At 61.5% G+C, this 17,587-nt stretch carries 11 protein-coding genes; all 11 read left to right on the top strand.

Annotated elements, in window-relative coordinates; all coding sequences use genetic code 11:
* Positions 1-195: 195 nt before the first annotated feature.
* The 11 genes from H5T64_03470 to H5T64_03420 all read left to right on the top strand — a co-directional run bounded on the left by H5T64_03470 (position 196) and on the right by H5T64_03420 (position 17,312).
* Complete coding sequence (locus tag H5T64_03470; GenBank protein MBC7263400.1) at positions 196-5,160, top strand: tetratricopeptide repeat protein; 4,965 nt, start codon at positions 196-198, stop codon at positions 5,158-5,160.
* A 57-nt stretch (positions 5,161-5,217) separates the two neighbouring features.
* Positions 5,218-5,805, top strand: coding sequence for a transposase (locus H5T64_03465; GenBank protein ID MBC7263399.1), 588 nt, complete (start codon positions 5,218-5,220; stop codon positions 5,803-5,805).
* A gap of 429 nt (positions 5,806-6,234) precedes the next feature.
* Positions 6,235-7,581, top strand: a complete 1,347-nt coding sequence (locus H5T64_03460) for an AAA-like domain-containing protein (protein ID MBC7263398.1) — start codon at positions 6,235-6,237, stop codon at positions 7,579-7,581.
* A 25-nt stretch (positions 7,582-7,606) separates the two neighbouring features.
* Positions 7,607-9,865 (top strand): glycoside hydrolase, encoded by a 2,259-nt coding sequence (locus H5T64_03455; protein ID MBC7263397.1) that lies wholly within the window; start codon positions 7,607-7,609, stop codon positions 9,863-9,865.
* A gap of 778 nt (positions 9,866-10,643) precedes the next feature.
* Positions 10,644-13,046, top strand: a complete 2,403-nt coding sequence (locus H5T64_03450; GenBank protein MBC7263396.1) for a GAF domain-containing protein — start codon at positions 10,644-10,646, stop codon at positions 13,044-13,046.
* A gap of 733 nt (positions 13,047-13,779) precedes the next feature.
* Entirely contained in the window at positions 13,780-13,977 is a 198-nt protein-coding gene (locus H5T64_03445; GenBank protein MBC7263395.1) for a hypothetical protein, read from the top strand.
* A 102-nt stretch (positions 13,978-14,079) separates the two neighbouring features.
* Positions 14,080-14,931: a sulfide/dihydroorotate dehydrogenase-like FAD/NAD-binding protein gene (locus tag H5T64_03440; GenBank protein ID MBC7263394.1), complete on the top strand. Its 852-nt coding sequence runs from the start codon at positions 14,080-14,082 to the stop codon at positions 14,929-14,931.
* 10 nt (positions 14,932-14,941) lie between these two features.
* The gene (gene gltA, locus H5T64_03435; protein MBC7263393.1) at positions 14,942-16,360 is read left to right on the top strand and encodes an NADPH-dependent glutamate synthase; all 1,419 of its coding nucleotides are present in this window, start codon (positions 14,942-14,944) and stop codon (positions 16,358-16,360) included.
* 57 nt (positions 16,361-16,417) lie between these two features.
* Positions 16,418-16,702 carry a hypothetical protein gene (locus H5T64_03430; GenBank protein ID MBC7263392.1) on the top strand — a complete coding sequence of 95 codons (285 nt, stop codon included), beginning with the start codon at positions 16,418-16,420 and terminating at the stop codon, positions 16,700-16,702.
* 17 nt (positions 16,703-16,719) lie between these two features.
* Positions 16,720-16,956: a DUF433 domain-containing protein gene (locus H5T64_03425; protein ID MBC7263391.1), complete on the top strand. Its 237-nt coding sequence runs from the start codon at positions 16,720-16,722 to the stop codon at positions 16,954-16,956.
* A complete protein-coding gene (locus tag H5T64_03420) occupies positions 16,953-17,312 on the top strand; it encodes a DUF5615 family PIN-like protein (GenBank protein MBC7263390.1) in 360 nt (119 codons plus the stop codon). The genes H5T64_03425 and H5T64_03420 overlap by 4 nt, the downstream gene beginning before the upstream one ends.
* Positions 17,313-17,587 lie beyond the last annotated feature (275 nt).

The raw sequence follows: 17,587 nt of genomic DNA, 5'->3' as shown, positions 1-17,587 counted from the left end.
GCCGTGGCAACCAGCGGATGGGCGCGGCAGTGCAACTGCCGCTGAGCAATGCTTCTGCGCTGAACAATGCTTCTGCTTGGAGTTTTGCGCCACACATGGCTTCCTGTATAATAATCCAGCGTCCACTAACACTCGATACAACACACCTCCCTGGGCCTGCCTTTTGTCCTTGCGCCTTCGCACAGGAGGCACTTTGTGAGCGAGCGGATCAACCCCTACATCGCCGGAGCACCCGTTACCGACGCCAGGATGTTCTTCGGTCGGGACGATGTCTTCGACTGGATCGCGCATAACCTCGCCGGTCGCTACGCCGACCATATCCTGGTCATCCATGGCCAGCGTCGTGTCGGCAAGACCTCCGTCCTCAAGCAACTCCCCAACCGTCTGCCCGAACGCTACATCCCGGTTTTCTTCGACCTGCAGGGCCGAACCCACACCACCTTGGACCGCTTCTTGTGGTGGCTGGCCCGCGAGATCGTGCGCACACTGAAACAAGACCGCGACATCAGCATCCCCCTGGCCGACCAAGAGGTTTTTTCCGCCGACCCAGATTATTTCGACGGCCAATTCCTGCCCGCTCTCCAGCCTCTCCTCGGTGACCGCAACCTCCTCTTGACCTTCGACGAGTTCGATGTGTTGCAGGAGACAGAGGTCAGGGATACACTGGCCCGCCCATTAGTGGATTACCTGCGCCGGCTGATGGGACGCGAGGGCCTGAACTTCATCTTCTCCATCGGCTCTTCCGGCCGCAAATTGGAGAACATGCAAGCCTCCTACACCGAGTTCTTCAAAGCCGCCCTCTATAAGAGGATCAGTTTCCTAACTCGGGAAGATGCCTGCAATTTGATCACCCGCCCGGTGGAGGGCGTACTCGAATACGACCCCGGCGCGGTGAACCTCATCTGCGAGATCACCTCCGGCCACCCCTATTTCACCCAGTTGGTGTGCCACGAACTATTCTGGCACTGCCAGAAGACGAACCAGCGGCGCATAGGCGAGGAGGACGTGCTGGCGGTGCTCGACGATGTAGTGGAGCGCGGCACCGTGAACCTGAAATCGGTGTGGGACGAAGCCTCCTACGTGGAGAAATGGGTCTTGGCTGGCCTGACCCACCTGGAAGGCAAACCTAACGTCCGCATCCTGGCCGATTTCCTCCGCCGCCAGCGGGTTCCCCTCAGCAATCAGGACTTGGAGTCGGCACTTTTGCACCTGCGTGAGAGCGACGTCTTGACCGAGGATAACCGGTTTGTGATCCACCTGATGCGCCTCTGGCTACAGAAAAACCGCCCATTGGAACGGGTGCGGGAAGAACTGACCGAGGTCGGCCCGCTCGTCAGCCGGCACATCGAGATGGGACTCGATTACAAAGCCAGGCGCCTCTACGACAAGGCAATAGAGTGCTTCCGCCAGGCGCTGGAGGTGGACCCAGATAATATCCAGGCCCAGGTGAGCATCGCCTCGGTCTATCTGGCCCAAAAGGCTTACCAGAAGGCGGCGGCGGAGTACCAGAAGGCGCTGGCCATAGACGAGGGGGATGTCGCGGCGCGAACAGGCCTGTGCGAAGCGCATCTGGCCCTCGGCGATCAGGCATTGTCCAGAGGCAGGCTGATAGAAGCAACGCAATCGTATCAAGAGGTGCTGGCCATCAACGCTGAGCACAGTGAAGCCCGCCAACGTATGGCCGACATCCACCACCGCAGGGCAGAGAAAGCGCTGGCCGAGGGTCGCGACGACGAAGCGCTGAGCGCATTGAAAGAAGCGCTACGTTTCACACCGGAAGATCAGGGCCTGGAGGCACGATACGCCGACCTCCGCGAGCAGAAAGGGGCGAAGATCCTGGCCGGGCTGCTCGCCAGGGCAGAGAAAGAAGGGGCAGCCAAGAACTGGGAACGGGCCATCGCCATCCTGGAAGAGGCTCTGGCTCTGGCACCGGAAGACCAGCGCATTCAAGAAAGACTTGCCGCAGCCCAAGAAGCACAGCGGGCGGCGCGTCTGGAAAGTCTCCTGGGGCGAGCCAACCAGGCCACAGAGTCAGGGCGCTGGGACGAGGCTGTAGCCGCGTTGGAGGAATACGTCGCCCTGCAACCTGAGGACGTTGCCGCCCAAGAGCGGTTAGCCAACGCCAGAGAGCGGCAGCGGAAGAGCCAACTGAACTCGCTCAAGGTGTGGGCCCGCAGCCTGGCCAAGGCGGAGAAATGGGACGAGGCCCTGACCATCTGGCACGAGTATCTGGCCCTCGAGCCGGAGGATGCTGAGGCCGCCCAGTCTGAGATCCAACAGGTGGAACGTTCGCGGGAATTGGCACGCGCCTATATCGAAGCGCAAGTGGCAATGTCCAGGAAGGACTACGACCGGGCCATCACCCTGCTCAAAGGCATTATCAGCAAGGATGAGACCTACCGAGACGCCCCGCGCGTCTTAGCCCAGGCCATCGAACTCCGCCGCACCGCGGGCAAATTCACCCCAGCACGACCGAAAGGGTCGCCGCTGATCCCGTTCCTGATCGTGGGTGCCCTCTTCGTGCTGCTCGTAACCGGCGCGGGTGCGTTCCTCGTCTATGTAACCGGATTCGGAAAGCCCAGACCCACGCCAACGCCTGTCGTCTCCATCCCCACTCCGAAAACGCTGCGAATGTACGGCCCCGTGGATGGCGAACTGGTCCACGAGCGGGATGATTCCGTATCTCTCCAGTTCGCCGGCGTGGACGCCCGCGATTTCATGGCCGAGGTTCGGTTCTACAATCCCTACGACCGCTCGGAAGGCTCCTGGGATTACGGGTTCGGCTTCCGGCGCATCGGACCAGACAACGAATATCGTCTCTACGTGGACTCCGGGGGCGATTGGACCTTCGTGTCCGCCAACAAACAGGGCGAAGGGTCGCAGTTCGACACCGTGGCCAGTGGCAAGGTCGAGAACCTGGACCTAAGCGCCACCGGCTCCAACCACCTCCGCCTGGTGGTGCAAGGGAACACAGCCCTCTTCTTCGCCAACGGTGAATACATCGCCACGCTGGATGTCTCCGGGAAGGATGTCCCCGGCGACGTGTGGCTCGGCACTGTGATGCAAAGGGGCTATGGGATCAGCGGCAAAAGAACACGCTACGAGGATTTCGTGGTCTGGCCACTGACCCAGACCTACGGCCCCGCGGACGGAAACCTGCGCCACGAGGAGGGCGATCGAGCCCAGGGCCAATATGCCAGCGCCTACCTGCGCGATTTCGCGGCCGAAGCCCGCTTTTACAACCCCTATGCCCCCTCAGAAGGGCGCTGGGATTACGGCTTCGGCTTCCGCCAAACGGCCGACGAACTCCACTATCGCCTCCACGTGAACTCCGATGCCGAGTGGATCCTGGAATTACTGACCGGACACACCGCCGGGGTCTGGGAATACAAAAACATCGCCAGTGGACAACTGACCAATTTGGATACCTCTGCCACCGGCGCCAATCGCCTGCGCCTGGTGGTCCAGGGCGATACCGCCTTCTTCTTCGTGAACGATGAATACATCACCGCCCTGGATGTCTCGGAGAAAAACGTTCCCGGGAACGTGTGGCTGGGCACCGGCATGCGTCGAGGATACCTTATCGCCGGCAAATCCACCCGCTATGAGGACTTCACGGTGTGGCCGCTGGGCGAAATCTACGGGCCTGCAGATGGAGCCCTCGCCCACAACGAAGACGGTTCGCTATCTGCTCAGTACACTGGCCTGCGCCTGCGCGATTTCCTGGCCTACGCTCGCTTCTACAACCCGTACGACCGCGCAGAACGCACCTGGTCCTACGGCTTTGGCTTCCGGGATATGGGAGGGGATAACGAGTACCGCCTCTACGTAGATTCCGAAGGAGTCTGGGCGCTGGAATCGGTAACCAAAAGCGGGGATGAGTCGGAATTCAAGAAGATAGCCGGAGGGAAAATACGGGATCTGGACACCTCCCCAACCGGCTCCAACTTCCTCCATCTGGCTGCCCAGGGCGGCACAGCCATTTTCTTCGTCAACGGCGAATACGTGGCGACATTGGATGTCTCCGGCAAGAACGTTGCTGGCGACATCTGGGTCGGCACCGGCCTGAAGAAAGAACACGGGATGGCGGGTAAATCCACTCGCTATGAGGGGTTCACTATCTGGCCACTATATCAAGACTTCTCCATCTGGACCCAGGCGGGGGTTTACGGCCCCATGGTGGGAAGCCTGCCACACCGGGAGGGCGTGATAGCCAGTCGCAACGCGGGGCTACAACTGCGGGATTTCGTGGCCGAGGCCCGGTTCTACAACCCGTACGACCGTTCGGAAGGCGGTTGGGACTACGGATTCGGCTTCCGCGAGACGGGATCCGACAATCAATATCGCCTGTATGTGGACTCCAGCGGCGGATGGACTCTGAACCTGGCGACCAAGAGCGGCGATAAGCCGGTGTTCAATAAGATCGCCAGCGGGAAAGTCAACAACCTGGATCTGACCGCCACTGGCTCCAACCACCTCCGCCTAATAGTCCAGGGCAGCACGGGTCTTTTCTTCGCCAACGGTGAATTCATCGCCACCCTCGACCTCTCCGGCAAACTGGTGCCCGGCAGCATCTGGGTCGGCACCAGCATGGTGAAGGGTCACGAAAGGGTGGGCAAATCCACCCGCTACGAAGACTTCATCATCTGGCCGCTCTCCGAGATGTATGGCCCTGCCGACGGGAGCATGGAGCACCAGGCGGGCGTGATATCCAGCCACGAGGCAGATGTACACCTGCGGGATTTCATAGCCGAGGCTCGGTTCTACAATCCCTATGATCGTGCGGAGAGCACCTGGGATTACGGCTTTGTTTTCCGGTATACGGGAGTGGATAACGAATATTGCCTCTACGTGGACTCCGATGCCAACTGGCAACTGGTCCTGGTGACCAAGAGCGATGACAAACCCGAGTACCAAAATATCGCCAACGGGAAGGCCAACAACCTGGACCTGACCGCCACCGGCTCCAATCAACTGCGCTTGATCGTCGAGGGGAACACGGCTTTCTTCTTCGTGAACGATAGATACATCACGGCGCTGGATGTCTCTGGCAGGGATGTGGCCGGCGATGTGTGGGTTGCCACGGCGATGGTGCAAAATCACGGCATCGTGGGCAGGACAACACGGTACGAGGATTTCACCATCTGGCCGTTGCCGTAGGGGCGAATCGCCGGTTCGCCCCCACCGGTCAATTGACAATCGAAAGAAATACGCGTTATGCCCATATATTACGACCCGCAAAAACACCACCGCCGCTCCATCCGCCTCAAAGGCTACGACTACACCCAGCCTGGCGCATATTTCATCACCTTGGTCGCCCACCAGCACGAAATGTTATTCGGCGAGGTGGTGGACGGGGAGATGATCCTTTCGGAATACGGCAGAATCGTAGCGGAGGAATGGGAAAGGACCGCCCTGGTGCGTCCATACGTGCAATTGGATGAATTCGTGGTTATGCCGAATCATATCCACGGCATCGTTTGGATTGTGGATGATGCAGTAGGGGCGACCCGGCGGGTCGCCCCTACTGCCAACGGATACCCCACAGGGCTGGTTTCTAAATCGTTGGGCGCCATCGTCGCCCAATTCAAATCCATTGTCACCAAACGCATCGCCAAAACTCGTGGTGCCCCTGGCACTCCTGTCTGGCAACGCAACTACTGGGAACACATCATCCGCAACGAGGCGGCGCTGGATCGCATCCGGGAATACATCCTCACCAACCCACTACGCTGGGTGTTGGACCGTGAAAACCCTGATCGCCAGGGCGAGGATGATTTTGATCGGTGGCTGGATTCCCTGTAGAATTAACGGGTGGTGTAGGGGCGAACCGGCGGTTCGCCCCCAGGTGGGCAGGCACGAGGCCTGCCCCCACGATAGGCGGTGTAGGGGCACTCTGGCGGTTCGCCCCCGGGTGGGCAGGCACGAGGCCTGCCCCCACGATAGGCGGTGTAGGGGCACCATGGCGGTTCGCCCCCGGGTGGGCAGACACAAGCCCCGCCCCCACGATAGGCGGTGTAGGGGCACCATGGCGGTTCGCCCCCGGGTGGGCAGACACAAGCCCCGCCCCCACGATAGGCGGTATGGGGGCACTCTGGCGGTTCGCCCCCGGGTGGGCAGACACGAGGCCCGCCCCCACGATAGGCGGTATGGGGGCACTCTGGCGGTTCGCCCCCGGGTGGGCAGGCACGAGGCCTGCCCCCACGATAGGCGGTGTAGGGGCACCCCTTGTGGGTGCCCTGCCAGACACAAGCCCCACCCGTACGATATCGTTTCGGAGGGAGGAGGACTACGAACCCGTTTACCTTTGGCAACCCAATCCGCGACCCGGCGCGATTCTACGGCCGCAGACAGGAGATCCACCAGATCGTCAGCCGTCTCCTGTCCAGTGCCCACGAGAGCACCTCGGTGGTGGGCGAGCGGCGTATCGGCAAAACCTCGCTGCTCTATTATCTCTCCCACCCCAACGTAGCCGTCAGTCTCGGCCTGACACCCGACCGCTACGCATTGGTGTACATTGACTTCCAAGGATTGACCGACATCACCCCGCAGCGCTTCTGGCAACGGGTGCTGGGCAAAATGGCCCGCACCGTCACCGACCGAGACCTCGCCGCCACCATCCAGACTTTGCAGGAGCGGCCCCAGTTCGACCTGTTCGATATGGAGGACCTGTTCGCAGCCATCGGCGACCGGGGGTTGAACGTCGTCCTCTTCCTCGACGAGTTCGAATACGTTACCCTGAACCCGAATTTCGGGGCGGACTTCTTCGGCGGCCTGAGGGCCCTGGCCATCCACCAGCCGCTGGCCTTGGTCTCGGCAACGCGACGGGAACTGGTGGACCTGTGCCATTCAGACGAAATCAAGGGTTCACCGTTCTTCAACATCTTCGCCAATGTGGTTCTGCGCCCCTTCACCCGTCAGGAGGCGAACGAACTGATCGAGGGCTACGTCGGCGGGACCGACCTGGCTTTCACACCCCAGGAGAAGGAGTTGGTCTTCGCCCTGGCCGGACGCCATCCCTGCTTCATACAGATAGCGGGCTACTACCTGGTGGAGAGCAAGTCCCAGGGCCTGACCTCCGACGCCCTGGAAGGATACGTAACCACCAGGTTCGATCAGCAGGCCGCCCCGCACTACAGTTATCTGTGGAGTCATTGCTCTGAGAGTGAGAAGATCACGCTGCTGAGCATCCTGGCTTTGTGTAGGCAGGAACCATCCAAGAAGACCCTCCCCAACCTGGAAAATCTGTCTGGGCTGCACCCGCGCGCTCATCTGGATGTGGTTTCGCTGGGCAAGCGAGGGCTTTTGGATGAAAGCGATGGGTGCTACATGATATTCTCCACCAGTTTCGAGCGCTGGATCAGCCGGGAGATCGCTGCCGCTCCGGGCGAAGAGGAGAGCCAGGCCAGTGTGGAAGAGTGGCTTGAGGGAGGCAGGCGGGAGAACCTAGAGCAGGTGAAGGGCATCCTGCCCCGCTTCAAGAAGAAATACTGGCCGGTGATCAGCAGTCTCCTCGCGCAGATCTCGTTCGAGGTTGTGGCGCAGGGGGCTTGGGAACTGCTGCGAGCGCTGACGCTGTGATATCCTCCACAATGAGGTGAGGACGTTGACCAAACCGCCATTGTACGTCGCTTTCGTCTGGCATATGCATCAGCCGTATTATAAGGACCGACTGACGGGTCGCTATTCCCTCCCCTGGGTGCGCCTGCACGCAGTCAAAGACTACCTGCACATGGCCGAGGTGCTGTCCGAATTCCCCAACGTGCACGTAACCTTCGACGTGGCGCCCTGTCTGATAGCGCAGATCCAGGACTACCTGGCCGGCCAGGCCGAGGATGAGGCGCTGGCCCTCAGCCGCAAGGAACACCTCACCCGTGAGGACAAAGAGGCCATCCTCTCCTTCTTCTTCAACATCCACCACGACAACATCATCCGCCACTATCCACACTACTGGAAACTGTTGCAAATGAGCCAGGCCGCGAGCGGCGACGTCTCGCTCCTCTCGGACCAGTACTTCCTCGACCTCATCGCCTGGTTCAACCTGGCCTGGATTGACCCCAACTGGCTGGAGCGAGACGCCATTCTACGTCCACTGGTGGAGAAGATGATGGATGACACGGGGCTTAAGCCCCGTGTTACCCGCGCCGACATCGAGGCTATTCTGGAGGCCCAGAGGCGTATCATGGCCCGCATCGTACCCCTATATCGCGAACTGCGAGAGCGGGGGCAGTTGGAACTGGCCACTGCGCCTTATTATCACCCCATCTTGCCCCTGGTGATGGATGTGCAGTCGGCGCGCGAGGCCAGCCCAAAACTACCGCTGCCAGAGACCGCCTTCGCCCACCCTGAAGATGCCGCCGAGCAAATCCGTCGCGCCATCGAGTACCACGAGGATGTTTTCGGCGAGCGGCCCAAGGGGATGTGGCCGTCCGAAGGGGCGGTGAGCCAGGCCCTGGTAGATCTGCTCGGCAGCACCAATGGCTTGCGCTGGATCGCCTCCGACGAGGGGGTGTTGGCCCGCTCGCTGGGTGTGGACATCGGGCGCGACAACATGGGCCACGTCACCAACCCGCAAGTGCTCTACCAACCCTACTTGTTGACCCAGGCCGAGCGGCGTCCAGACCAGCCTCCCCTGGCCATCGTCTTCCGCGACCACATCCTCTCCGATCGCATCGGCTTCGTCTACAAGCACACCACCGGACAGGACGCCGCCAACGATCTCGTCGGGCGATTGGAGACGATCCACCGCAACCTGGGCGACGATGGACCGTATCTGGTCACCATCATACTGGATGGCGAGAATGCCTGGGAGGAATACGAACACAACGGCGACGTTTTCCTACGCGCCCTCTACGGGCGACTGAACGAGCACCCCAACTTGCGGGCAGTAACGGTCAGCGAATACCTGGACATGCACCCGCCGCGCCAGACCATCCCGCGCCTGTTCGCCGGCTCCTGGATCAACGCCAATTTCGAGACCTGGATCGGCGAGGGGTCGCAGAACCTGGCCTGGGACTACCTGGCCCGCACCCGCCAGCGCCTCATCACCTGGCAAAGGGAAAATACCCTCGCCGACCTGGGGGTGTTGGCCGAGGCCTGGGAGGAGATCTACATCGCTGAGGGCAGCGATTGGTTCTGGTGGTACTACAGTTATAATAGTTCAGCCCAAGAAGCGCGCTTCGACCACGATTTCCGCGCTCACCTGAGCAATGTGTACACCATCCTCGGCCTGCCCGTGCCGGAAGACCTGCGCAGACCCATCGCTGCAGAGGTGATCGTGCACCGCCGTCCGGTAAGCGGCTACATTTCGCCCCGACTGGGCAGCGAGGCGGTCGCCTCCGCCGATTGGGCTGGGGCGGGGTATCTGGACGCGATGCCCTCCAGCGGGGCGATGCAGCAAGCCCGCACGGTAGTGCGGCGACTGTATTTTGGCTACGACCCGGCCCACCTGTACCTGCGGCTGGAGGCGAACGAGCCGTTAGGCGATTATTTCGCGGCCTTTTATCTGACCGTGCCCCGAGCCGAGAAAGTCAACGGACGGGTGCGCTTCGCTATCCCCGCTGAGGCAAGCCAAGACGGTGCTCCTGCTGATTTGGGGCTGGCTTGGGAACTGGCACACTGGCCCGGCCAGCACGAGGTCATCCTCTCCCGCGCCGATGGCCAAGAGGTGTGGCGACCAATACACTACCGGCCTGCTGCAGTGGTGGGGAGCGAGGTGCTGGAGGTACAAGTGGCCTTGGGGGAACTGGGGCTGGCGCTGGGAGACCAGGTGGGTCTGCTGGTGGCGCTGGCGCGGGGGGAGGCACTCGTAGAGACATTGCCGCGGGGCGACGTGCACACTTTCACCCTGGTGAAACTGGCGTAGGTACGGGCAACCCTCGTGGTCGCCCCAGGGGCCACGAATATTCCGTGAGACGGTAGGGGCAACCCTTGTGGTTGCCCCCCAGGGCGGGTATAGAAACCCGCCCCTACGACAAAAGAGTCCCGCAGGGACTTCCCAATCGTAGCCGTCGAATTCTATTCGACGGCGGGGACCCGTAGCCGTCGCACACGGGCGATTTCATTCGACGGCGGGGCTCGGCAACCGTGGCCGTCGCATACGGTGGGGACGCGAAGTAGGGGCGACCCGCCGGGTCGCCCCTACCGGGCAGGTATGGAAACCCGCTCGGCCCAGAAGAGTCCCGATAGATCGTCGGGCGGCTTTCCATAGCCGCCTGTAGGACAAATTGGCAATTTGTCCTACCCCAAGGGCGTCCCTCTGCGGGGACACCAACGCCCGCACAGGCGGACGATTTCAATCGCCCGTAGAGGCAACCCTCGTGGTTGCCCCCGTGGCGGGTATGGAAACCCGCCCCTACGACAACAGAGTCCCGCAGGGACTTTCTACTCGTAGCCGTCGAATTCTATTCGACGGCGAGGACCCGGCAACCGTGGCCGTCGCATACGGGCGATTCCATTCGACGGCGGGGCGGGTCTGGGGAACTTTCAGCCAGGCGCCCCCTGTGCACTCCGCTAAAGGTACTTGACAAAATTCGGATTTTGTGTTACAAATTATTTACAACATAAATTCTCCCGCATCATCCGCCCCATGGCGGATGATTGCGTTTCGCCGCAAAATCTGCCGCCCAAACGGAGAATACATCATGGCCAAACAGGGCAAGCATCGGAAGACGCTCCACGTGACATCGGACCTCGATGCGGCGCGCAGTGCTCCCCCGCCCAGCGAAACCGAAGCCCGACTCCAGCAGCGCCACGACCAACTCGTTGCCCTGCTCGGAGTAATCCACGAACTCTCGTCTTCTCTGGATACGCAGACCATCCTCGACTCCATCGTCCGCCGGGCTCTGCAACTGTTAAACGCCGACGAGGGCACCATCTACCTCTTAGATTCATCCGGCCAGGAACTACAACCCATCGTCGCCATAGGCGAATTCGCCGCCGAGACGCTGGCCGCCCCGGTGAAGGTGGGGGAAGGCATCACCGGCTACGTAGCCCAGACCAGGATCGGGGAGATCGTGAACCACGCCGAACGTGACCCGCGGGCGAAACACATCCCCGGCACACCTGGTGGCGAACCGGAATCGCTCCTCTCCGCGCCCCTTTTGTTCCAAGATCGGCTCATCGGCGTCATCACCCTGCGCCGGCTGGGGGAGCGCGAGTTCGAGCTAGGGGATCTGGATTTCCTCACCGGCCTGGCCGACCACGCTGCAGTAGCCCTGGAGAACGCGCGGATGCTGAAAGAAGCCCGGGATAGGAGCGCGGACCTGGCTACTCTCCACGACATCAACCTGGACATCGCCTCGCTACTGGTCACCCAGAAACTATTCGAGAAGATCACCCGCCACGCCGCCAAACTCCTGGGGACCGAGGGCAGCACCATCGCCCTCTATGATGCGGGGACAGAGGAAGTGGAGTTGGTCAGCGCCTATGGCCCCGATGTCCAGTTCATCGGCACGAGGCTCAAAGTCGGTGAGGGTCTGGACGGGAAAGTGGTGCAGACCGGCCAACCCATCGCGGTTGAGGACTACGCTACCTGGAATGGAAGATCACCACAGTTCGCTGAGGCCGTCTTTGGCTCCATTCTGGCGGTGCCGATGGAGTGGCAGGGGCAGGTCATAGGCGTATTGGAGGCGCAAGCCCTGCGGAAGAAACGCGCCTTCAGCGAGGAGGAGGTCTCGCTGGCCCGCCTCTTAGCAGCCCAGGCCGCCGTGGCCCTGCAGAACGCCCGCCTTCTGGAGCAGACACATCGGCGCACCCAAGAATTGGCCGCCCTTTACGAGATCAGCCTGGACATCACTTCGCAATTGGATACCCAGAAGTTGTTGCAGAAAATCGTTCGCCACGCTGCCGATCTCCTGGGCGCCGATGGCGGCACCATAGATCTGTATTACCCGGACGCGCAAGAACTCGAGTTGGTCAGCGCTTCCAACCAGGCCTGCCGGTTCATCGGCACACGGCTGAAAGTAGGCGAGGGTCTGGCCGGCAAAGTAGTGCAGACCGGCCAGCCAATGACAGTAGAGGATTACGCCAACTGGGAGGGGAGATCGCCCCAGTACGACGGCGTGTCTTTTGGCTCGGCACTGGCGGTGCCGATGGAGTGGCAGGGGCAGATCATCGGCGCATTGGGCGTGCACGAGATCGGGAAAAAGCGCGTTTTCACCGAGGAGGAGGTCTCGCTGATCCGCCTTTTGGCAGCCCAGGCCGCCGTCGCTTTGCAGAACGCCCGGATGTATGAGGATTTAAAGGCAGCCTACGAGCGCCTTCAGGTGGCCCAAGAAGAGGTGCTCAAAGTAGAGCGACTGCGCGCCCTGGGCGAAATGGCCTCGGGCATCGTCCACGACTTCAACAACACCCTCACCCCGATGTTGGGTTTCCTGTTGATGGCTCTGCGCGACCCAGCCTTGCCGAGTCAAGTGCGCAGCGACCTGGAGCAGGTACGCCAGGGCGTCCTCGACGCCACGCGGATTGTCAACCGGCTGCGAGAGTTCTATCGCCCCAGAGACGAGGAGGAACCCGCGCTGTTGATCGGCATCAACCAATTGATCCGCGACGTGGTGCAGTCCACCCGCCCCCAGTGGCACGACGCCCCAAAAGAGCAGGGCATCACCATCCATCTATCCCTGCAACTGGGGTTAGTTCGCTCCATCCGCGGCCATTCTGCCGACCTGCAGCAGATGCTCATGAACCTCATCGCCAATGCCGTGGAGGCCATGCCCAAGGGCGGGACTATGTCTATCCGCACCCGCACCGATGGCGATTGGGTGGTGATGGAACTGGCGGACACTGGGGTGGGGATGCCGCCGGAGGTGAAGGCGCGGCTTTTCGAGCCCTTCTTCACCACCAAGGGCGAAGGGCACGCTGGGCTGGGCCTGGCCACTTGCTATGGCGTGGTGAAACGCCATGGGGGATTCATCCGCGTGGAGAGCCGCCTGGGGGAAGGGACCTGGGTTACAGTGCGGCTTCCCGCCGCGAAAGAGGAAACTCCTACCAACGGGAACCTGGAACCCGTTTCTGACGTCACCAAAAATAGAAATGCGGCGAAGTAGGGGCGACCCGGCGGGTCGCCCCTACCGGGCGGGTATGGAAACCCACCCCTACAAACCCCAGCCAGCGACCGAGGTCGCGGCCTCGGGGGCCCTCAGCCGGGCGTCCCCGCAGGGGGACGCCAACGCCCGCACAGGCGGACGATTTCAATCGCCCGTAGGGGGCAACCCTTGTGGTTGCCCCCCAGGGCGGGTATGGAAACCCGCCCCACGTTGAAATAGGCGGTAGGGGCAACCCTCGTGGTTGCCCCCGGGGCGGGTATGGAAACCCGCCCCGCCGACAGAAGAGTCCCGCAGGGACTTGCCAATAGTAGCCGTCGAATTCTATTCGACGGCGGGGCCCGGCAACCGTAGCCGCCGCATACGGGCGATCATATTCGGCGGGGCCCGGCAACCGTTACACACGAGCCATTTCATTTCATTGGACGGCGAGCCGCAGGGCGGGTACGGAAACCCGCCCCGCCGACAAAAGAGTCCCGCAGGGACTTTCTACGCGTAGCCGTCGAATTCCATTCGACAGCGGGGCCTACAACCGTAACCGTCGCCCGCGGGCGATTTATTCGACGGCGGGGCCCGGCAACCGTAGCCGCCGCATACGGTGGGGACGCGAAGTAGCAATCCCGGGCAGGTATGGAAACCCGCCCGGCCCAGAAAAGTCCCGATAGATCGTCGGGCGGCTTTCCATAGCCGCCCGTAGGACAAATTGCCAATTTGTCCTACAAGGTAGAATTAGACGATGAGAGAAGATACCCAAAGATTGCGCACCATACTCATACTCCTTCTCGTGCTGGCCATCGGCATATCGTTCCTGGTCAACGGCTGCAGCATGATCGTGCAGGCCATACAGGAACTGAATACCCCAACCCCACCACCGATATCGCGGCTGGTGGACTTCTTGCCCGCTGGAGCCAGCGCCAGCGGGTTCTTTTTTTGACACTCTCCCCCTCTCAGCCTATAATTCCCCACTGGACTGTGTTCCCAAACAGATAGCCCGCATTGCAGTGGGCCTATATACTACAGGCAAGGAGGCACCAGCGTGTATCGAATCACTGCCAGGGAGGACCTGGCCCCCGTCACCAAATTATTCGTAGTGGAAGCACCTGAGGTAGCACGCAAATGCAAGTCCGGCCAGTTCGTGATCGTTCGGGTCAGTGAGCACGGCGAGCGCGTGCCCCTCACCATCGCCGACTACGACCGCCAGCGCGGCGAACTCACCATCGTCTTCCAGGTAGTCGGCAAGACCACCGCCGAGTTGAGCACCCTGGGCGTTGGCGACAGCCTGGCCAGTCTCACCGGCCCCTTGGGCTTGCCCACCGAGATCGAGAAATACGGCACTGTGGTGATGGTCGGCGGCGGGGTGGGCATCGCCCCCATTTTCCCCATCGCCCGCGATTTGAAAGAGGCCGGCAATTACGTCATCGGCATCATCGGGGCGCGGACCAGGGAACTGCTCTTCTGGGAGGACCGGATGCGCACCGTTACCGATGAACTCATCGTCTGCACCGACGATGGTTCCTACGCCCGTAAGGCCCTGGTGACCGAGCCGCTCAAGGAACTGTGCCAGAGTGGGAGGACCATTCATCGCGTGTGGGGCATCGGCCCAGCCATTATGATGAAGTTCGTCTCGTTGACCACCAAGCCTTTCGGCATCCAGACCATCGTCAGTCTGAACTCCATTATGGTGGACGGCACCGGTATGTGTGGGGCCTGCCGGGTGGTGGTCGGCGGGCGGACGCGCTTCTGTTGCGTGCACGGCCCGGAGTTCGATGGCCACGAGGTGGATTGGGACCTGCTGATGGCCCGCCAGCGCATCTACCTGGACAAGGAGAAACTGGCCCTGGAACGCTATCAACAGTTATGTGAAGCCCACCGCGAGACGGTACATTAGGAGGGTCGCCATGCCGAAAGAAATCGCACCGCGCAATGAGATGCCCCGCCAAGATCCGCGGGTGCGCCGCCGCAACTTCAACGAGGTGGCCCTGGGCTACGACTTGGAAACGGCACTGGCAGAGGCAGAACGCTGCCTGCAATGTAAGAAACCCCAATGCATCGCCGGTTGCCCAGTCCAGGTGCGCATCCCCGAGTTCATCCTGGCCCTGCGCGAAAAGGATATGTGGCGCGCGGTGGAGGTACTGAAGGACAAGAACAGTCTCCCCGCCATCTGCGGGCGCGTCTGTCCCCAGGAGACACAATGCGAGATCCAATGTGTCTTGGGCAAGAAACACGAGCCGGTAGCCATCGGGCGATTGGAGCGTTTCGTGGCCGACTGGGAGCGCGAGCAAGGGATGAGAACACCGCCGCTGGCACCGCCCACAGGCAAACACGTGGCCGTCATCGGCGCGGGGCCGGCCGGATTGACTGCCGCCGGCGACCTGGCCAAGATGGGCCACAAAGTTACCATCTTCGAGGCCCTCCACGCCCCGGGCGGAGTGCTCATCTACGGCATCCCCGAATTCCGTCTGCCCAAGGACGTGGTCCGCGCCGAAGTGGAGTACGTCCAGAGCCTGGGCGTGGAGATCCGCCTGAACACCGTGGTCGGCAAACTGTACACCATTGACGAGATGCTCAAGGACGGCTTCGATGCCGTCTTCCTGGGCACGGGCGCCGGGCTGCCCATGTTCATGAACATCCCCGGCGAGAACTACAACGGGGTCTATTCCGCCAACGAGTTTCTCACCCGCACCAATTTGATGAAAGCATACCTGTTCCCCGAGTATGACACGCCGATCAATGTGGGCCGCAAAGTGGCCGTGGTGGGGGCGGGCAACGTGGCCATGGACTCAGCGCGCTGTGCCCTGCGCTTGGGAGCCGACGAGGTGCACATCGTGTACCGTCGCTCGCGGGCGGAGATGCCGGCCCGGGCCGAGGAGGTGGCGAACGCCGAGGAGGAGGGCATTATCTTCGACTTCCTCACCAACCCGGTGGAGATCCACGGCACCGATAAGGGTTGGGTCTGCGGGATGCGCTGCATCCGCATGGAACTGGGCGAACCCGATGCCAGTGGTCGGCGGCGTCCGGTGCCGGTGCCGGGCTCGGAGTTCGATATGGAAGTGGATACGGTGATCATGGCCCTGGGTACGCAACCCAACCCGCTGGTGTTCAGCAACACGCCCTGGCTGGAGCGAACGAAGCACGGCACAGTGGTGGCCAACGAAGAAAACGGGCGCACGAAGATGGAGCGGGTGTGGGCCGGCGGCGACATCGTAACCGGCGCGGCCACAGTGATCAGCGCTATGGGCGCGGGCAAACGGGCCGCAGCCGATATAGACGCCTACCTGAAGGACCCCAACGGGCCTTGGTGGGTGGGGCCCGAATAGCCTTGCGAAGGTTCGGAACCTTCGCAAGGCTCCGGTAGGATTTGATGGGGGTGGCCCATGACCATCGCCAATTGGCGCGACGTAGCCCTGGTTGTGCTGGCCCTGGAGGTGGCAGGACTGGGGCTGGGCATAGGGGCGATACTTTATGTCACGTTGCGGGAGTACCGCCATTTCAAGCCGCGTCTCAAGCCACTGCTCCTGATCCTGCACATCCGGGTCTATGAAGCCACCGCCGCGGTGCAGCGAATCTGTCGGCTCCTGGTACGGCCGTTCGTAGTGGTCGGCGCGCTGTGGGCGGGGAGCAAGCGGGGACTGAAGAGATGGTTGTCAGCAAAAAGGTAACGGACTTGGAGGCAGAAATGCAAAAGCAATGGATCGTATCGAACCCGAACGTGATGATGGGGAAACCTGTCATTGCAGGAACGCGCATCACCGTCGAACTCATCTTAGAAAAACTGGCCGCTGGGGAAACCATCGAGCAGATTCTTGAGGCTCATCCCCGGTTAACTCGCGAGGCCATTCAGGCTGCATTAGCGTTCGCCTCTGAGGCATTGAGAGCGGACGTGGTCTATCCAATTGGTGAAACTGCTAAATGAACTTCGTAGCCGACGAGAGTGTGGACTGTCAGATCGTAGATCGCCTTCGACGGGATGGCCATCTTGTACATTACGTGGCCGAAATGGAGCCCGGGGTCTCCGATGATGCGGTACTTGATCTGGCAAATCAGAAGAGTGCTCCACTCCTGACAGCAGATAAGGACTTTGGCGAACTGATATTTCGCCAACACCGTCTCACATCTGGTATTGTACTTATCCGGCTTGCCGGCCTATCACCGACGCAGAAGGCAGAAGTAGTCGCTTTGGCTATCAACCAGCACGTAGCGGAACTACCAGGGACATTTGCCGTGATTACGCCAAGCGTCTTTCGCATCCGCCGGCCGAAAGCCCAGTAGGGGCGACCCGGCGGGTCGCCCCTACATCGCCCGCCCACGAGGGCATTCATTGTAGGGGCGGGCCTCGTGCCCGCCCAGTAGGGCGCCCACATGGGTCGCCCCTACATCGCCCGCCCAGAAGGGCATTCACTGTAGGGGCGGGCCTCGTGCCCGCCCAGTAGGGCACCCACATGGGTCGCCCCTACATCGCCCGCCCACAAGGGCATTCACCGTAGGGGCAGGCCTCGTGCCCGCCCAGTAGGGCACCCACATGGGTCGCCCCTACATCGCCCGCC

It is taken from the genome of Chloroflexota bacterium (assembly GCA_014360825.1).
GTDB lineage: Bacteria > Chloroflexota > Anaerolineae > UBA2200 > JACIWT01 > JACIWT01.
Note: the sequence above shows the minus strand (reverse complement) of the source record. Positions and strands in the feature narration are given on the sequence as shown.

Bases quoted from the DNA above. Each gene is read 5' to 3' on its own strand.
- H5T64_03430 (MBC7263392.1), top strand. From the start codon at position 16,418: ATGACCATCGCCAATTGGCGCGACGTAGCCCTGGTTGTGCTGGCCCTG.
- H5T64_03465 (MBC7263399.1), top strand. From the start codon at position 5,218: ATGCCCATATATTACGACCCGCAAAAACACCACCGCCGCTCCATCCGC.
- H5T64_03425 (MBC7263391.1), top strand. From the start codon at position 16,720: ATGCAAAAGCAATGGATCGTATCGAACCCGAACGTGATGATGGGGAAA.
- H5T64_03450 (MBC7263396.1), top strand. From the start codon at position 10,644: ATGGCCAAACAGGGCAAGCATCGGAAGACGCTCCACGTGACATCGGAC.
- H5T64_03420 (MBC7263390.1), top strand. From the start codon at position 16,953: ATGAACTTCGTAGCCGACGAGAGTGTGGACTGTCAGATCGTAGATCGC.
- gltA (MBC7263393.1), top strand. From the start codon at position 14,942: ATGCCGAAAGAAATCGCACCGCGCAATGAGATGCCCCGCCAAGATCCG.
- H5T64_03445 (MBC7263395.1), top strand. From the start codon at position 13,780: ATGAGAGAAGATACCCAAAGATTGCGCACCATACTCATACTCCTTCTC.